A 4,175-nucleotide genomic window follows, 5' to 3' on the forward strand; every position below is an offset into this window, starting at 1 on the left:
ATCGCATGCACGGTGTGGAGCGGGGGAAAAGGTAGAGATTATATCAAAACCTTACCTATCGCTATAGATTCGGAAAGAAAAGATGGGAGGACAAGTAAATCCAGCGCCTGTTTTAGGAATACGAGGAAAGTAGGGAGGAATAGACATGAGAGCTTTCAAGTGGCTCGCTGTTTTTATAATTGTGGGCGGCATTTTAACGATTTTAGGAGTAGGGTTTTACAGTTATTCGATGTTAGAAAAGAAAGAAGCCACCATTCACGAATTAAACAAGGCAAAAAAACAGAAGGAAAAGGAACGTATAACACTAAAAAAAGAAAATCAACGGCTAAAAGAAGTTCGTCGTGAGGATTGGAGCACCTATAAGAAAAAAGAAGCGGTTTATCAAAATGCACAAGCAGTGAAGGATCAGCGAGAATTGAATCGACAGGTTGTCGACCTTTTTTTTAATTATGACAAGCAGAATCAGCGAATGGGTCATTTAAAGCCCTATTTAACCAAAAACTTGTTTCAAACTATGCAGGGGGCAAAGTCAGATAGCCATTTCACAGAGACTGAATCGAGGCTTATTCAATCATCGATGTATTGGACAGAAACAGAGGATGGGTTTAGTACGGTTAATGTTGTAGAAGTTGAAATCACAGCGGAAGGACACACCGATCAGGTGTCTATGTTGGGACAATTTAATTATGTGAAACAAGGTAATCACTTTTTACTGAACCAAACTAAATTTGTTGAATATTAAAGTGAAAGCTAGGATTTTTAAAAGGATGTGGTATACTAAAAAGAAAAGGGAGGAAAATATATGAAAAAGAATGGGCTGATTCTAGGTTTATTAATCAGTTGTCTCATTTTATTGGTTGCTTGCGGAGAGCAAGACAAATACAATGAAGCTATTGAAAAAGCTATTAAGCGAGATAAAGAATTTGCAGTATCAATTGCATCTGATAAAGAGATAAAGGAAATGAAACGTGAAAATGCTCAAGTGAAAGTTTATGATGATGGTAAATATATTTATATTAAGTTTAATAATGGTGTTGATGAAGGCTATTTTAAAAAAGATTCTGATGAAAACTATGATTTTGCGGACTATGATGAAGAACAATATGTAAAAGAAGATGCGAAATTAGTCTATACAGAAAAAAATGGGGAACCTCAATAAGAATTTGATATGTAGTTGAAGTGGCAAAGTTGTATAATAGAGTAGAAAGAGTAATTCAGAGCATAAGGAACCATCAGAATGGAAGTTCTGCTAGGAACGAGTACTGCGATTACGAAACAACGGAAAAACTTCCGAGGTTTTAGAGGTATGTTATTCTGACTGGTTCCAATACAATCGAACGCGCTAAAAAAGGGCTATACACGTTTTAGAGGTATGTTATTCTGACTGGTTCCAATACCTTTATTGTTCTTTTTATGTCTAAATATCAGAAACGTTCACAAAATATCCACAGATTTTAAAGGCAAGTCATGCTATACTCTTTTTGTACTTATCCTATTGTCATCAATTTCCATAAATTGGTGACTTTTTTTATAGGAAAAGAAAGGTGATTGACGATGATTCAAAGTAATGTTTCGGTCGCACAAAAACACGCGAGTCAATTAAAAGAAGCGGCTTATCAATTAAAGAAACAAACAAATGGAGAAGTAGATGAAAAAACAACGCTTCAAGGAAATCGAAAAGCGAAGACGAGCTATTCTAAAGTTCAGGGAATAACGTTGAGTTATGGACAAGCTTTGGAAGCAACAATTACAAACATTCATCAAGCGGCAAAAGAATTTGAAGCAATGGATCAGTCCTTAACACGTGGGTTTCATTTTTAGGAGGGGTTGCCATGGATAAAATCGACACAATAAACGGGAAGCTTTTTCAAAATCGACTTCAACAAGAAGAGAAATCAAAACAAGAACAAGCAGTCATTCAAACAGAGGAAACCTTTTATGGATTACTTTTGGAAAAAGAACATCTGCAATTTGAAATTCAAGAAACGTGGCAAGGTAGCGAACGTTTTCCTGTATTACAGGATCAACAGTTAGAGCTTAAAAGACTCCAAAACCGAGTTTTAGAAGAACTGGAAGGAGAAAAAGCTCGCATTCATCAAGGTTATCGTTTGTTAGAAGAGAAAGAAGAAGCCCTTTTAAGGGAACGACAGCAGGTATGGACGGAGGATGAACAAAAATGAGTATCAATATGTTTTTGGGAGAGGCTGACCACCAAGCGGAAAGTATTGCGACGCAATGCCGCAACTATCAAGAAGGATTGGAACAGGTTAAAACGGCCATCGCTCAATTTATCTTAGAAGATTCTCTCAAGGGTAAAACTTATGACTCCGCAAAACAGTATTTAAATGCTACATTTATACCTTTAGCCAATGGAATTATCTTAATCTGTGAAGCGCTCGAAAAAGCGGCTAAACAATTTCCAAAGAGTTATCGAACTAATGTTGATCATATTTCTTTACAAGAGGATGTTTTACGTCGACAGCTAAATCGTTTAGACTCAATCATTCAGACAACAGAAAAACTAGAGAATACTTTAAAAGCAACGCCTGTGTCTCCATTACTACGGCAGTTCTCGGAAACCTTAGAAGATTCGAAGAGAGAAATCAAAAAACAACTGGATAAGTTGCTCGCGTTTGACCCTGTTTCTGGACAATTATTTGCAGATGTGGAAAGTCTAATGGGGGCTGTTGAGCAAGGGCTAAAAGAAGTACATAGCGGAAAAGGATTTCAGTCTTCAACAGGCACCTTTAGTACCATGGGATTAAACATGGGTTGGGTAAAACCTATTCAACAGAAGTGGGACAAATACGAAGCTAAGCAAGCTGAAAAGCAACAAGATTCGATTGAGATTAAAGAAATAAAGACTCAATACGGAACCTTTTATCAGGTTATTCGTAACGGAGAAGTCGATCATGAAGAGACCAAAAAACTAGCTGAGGAATTAGCAAAGCAAGATTTGAAATCCGTAGAAGCTTTCCTTGCTGGAGCAGGAATAGCCGTTATCGAGAACAATGGTGTAAAGGCAATGTTAGATGGTATATTTGGAGAAAAAACAGTCAATGCTTCTTTGCAAAATGAAAATTCTTATCAAGCAGGAGCGTTAACAGGAAATATCATCTCTCTTGTGCAGGCAGGTTTTGAGTATATTGGTGGCGGTCTTTGGGGGCTGGGAACTTCTGCTGCAAGCATTGCAGGAGCACCTGCTACTGGTGGAGCTAGTCTTTCAGGAGTACCTGCACTCGGCGTTGCTGGAACGGCGGCGATTTGGGGACATGCGACAGCAGTTGGTGGAATGGCTGTTCAAAATATCATGGGAGGCAGCGGAAACCATAACGCAAATAATGGTGCTGTTAAGAACATGGATGAGTTTTTTGAAAGTGAGTTTGGCTCAGAATTAAAAGGTAATGTAGAAAAAACAAGCAAACGTGTAGATGGGCAACAGGTTTATAAATTGAAAAAAAATATGAAGAGTTATAAATTGAACAAAAGCGACCAAGTATATCTAGACGGTTTACATAAAGATCATTTAGAAGTTTTCGACAAACAAGGAAATCCTTTAAGAGTATTAAATCTAGATGGGACAATTAATATTAAGAAAACTGAAAAAATTACTGGAAGAAGGTTAAAATGATGGAAGAAACTAAAAATATCGAGAAACTGTATAGTTTTTATGTACTGATGCTAAGCAAAATGGGAAATAAAAAAATAAATTTGTCGAAGTTTAAAACTGAAGATAACATTGATTACGATTTAAAAGAAGACGTTTTTGACAATATAGAAGAAAATTTAAAACAATTAGTGAAAGCCTCCAAAGAACTACAGGAAATAGATTTATCAAAAGATTTTACTGAAATAAATCACAGCCAATTATTTCATAAAAACATCGTTGAGTTAATGGGGGTTCTTCGAAGATTAAGTATAGCTTTTGAAGATTTAGCAGACTTTAATGAGTTATTTATCCAAAGTTTACCTGACCCTGCAGAATCAGATTTTTAATTTAAACGACTCTGCTGAAAACAAATTATTGTGTAGAATTCTTAGATGTTAGTGCATTTTATTTTATAAACAATACATTTATAGAAAGAAAAGAAATACTTCCACATAAGTAGGGACTTAAAAAATCCTGAATGTATAATAATTATAGGAAAATAGGCTAAAATTCACAAACTGATTAT

6 protein-coding genes are annotated in these 4,175 nt (G+C 35.9%); all 6 read left to right on the forward strand.

Translation table 11 applies throughout. The features are described 5' to 3' along the window. Positions 1–145 precede the first annotated feature (145 nt). The 6 genes from HCK02_RS13390 (at position 146) to HCK02_RS13415 (ending at position 3,996) form a co-directional block, all read left to right on the forward strand. Positions 146–742 (forward strand): hypothetical protein, encoded by a 597-nt coding sequence (locus HCK02_RS13390; RefSeq protein WP_167630600.1) that lies wholly within the window; start codon positions 146–148, stop codon positions 740–742. Positions 743–802: 60 nt separating this feature from the next. Beyond that, positions 803–1,159: a hypothetical protein gene (locus HCK02_RS13395; protein WP_167630601.1), complete on the forward strand. Its 357-nt coding sequence runs from the start codon at positions 803–805 to the stop codon at positions 1,157–1,159. A 395-nt stretch (positions 1,160–1,554) separates the two neighbouring features. After that, on the forward strand, positions 1,555–1,821 hold the full coding sequence (locus HCK02_RS13400) for a TIGR04197 family type VII secretion effector (protein WP_167630602.1): 267 nt from the start codon (positions 1,555–1,557) through the stop codon (positions 1,819–1,821). Positions 1,822–1,832: 11 nt separating this feature from the next. Continuing rightward, entirely contained in the window at positions 1,833–2,180 is a 348-nt protein-coding gene (locus HCK02_RS13405; RefSeq protein ID WP_167630603.1) for a DUF3958 family protein, read from the forward strand. Beyond that, complete coding sequence (locus tag HCK02_RS13410) at positions 2,177–3,631, forward strand: T7SS effector LXG polymorphic toxin (protein WP_167630604.1); 1,455 nt, start codon at positions 2,177–2,179, stop codon at positions 3,629–3,631. Before HCK02_RS13405 ends, HCK02_RS13410 begins: the two co-directional genes overlap by 4 nt. Further along, entirely contained in the window at positions 3,628–3,996 is a 369-nt protein-coding gene (locus tag HCK02_RS13415; protein WP_208970484.1) for a hypothetical protein, read from the forward strand. Before HCK02_RS13410 ends, HCK02_RS13415 begins: the two co-directional genes overlap by 4 nt. Positions 3,997–4,175: the final 179 nt, after the last annotated feature.

The sequence above is a fragment of the Listeria valentina genome, assembly GCF_011800755.1.
Lineage (GTDB): Bacteria > Bacillota > Bacilli > Lactobacillales > Listeriaceae > Listeria > Listeria valentina.

Coding starts and splice junctions, on each gene's coding strand:
- HCK02_RS13390 (WP_167630600.1), top strand. CDS start 146: ATGAGAGCTTTCAAGTGGCTCGCTGTTTTTATAATTGTGGGCGGCATT.
- HCK02_RS13395 (WP_167630601.1), top strand. CDS start 803: ATGAAAAAGAATGGGCTGATTCTAGGTTTATTAATCAGTTGTCTCATT.
- HCK02_RS13400 (WP_167630602.1), top strand. CDS start 1,555: ATGATTCAAAGTAATGTTTCGGTCGCACAAAAACACGCGAGTCAATTA.
- HCK02_RS13405 (WP_167630603.1), top strand. CDS start 1,833: ATGGATAAAATCGACACAATAAACGGGAAGCTTTTTCAAAATCGACTT.
- HCK02_RS13410 (WP_167630604.1), top strand. CDS start 2,177: ATGAGTATCAATATGTTTTTGGGAGAGGCTGACCACCAAGCGGAAAGT.
- HCK02_RS13415 (WP_208970484.1), top strand. CDS start 3,628: ATGATGGAAGAAACTAAAAATATCGAGAAACTGTATAGTTTTTATGTA.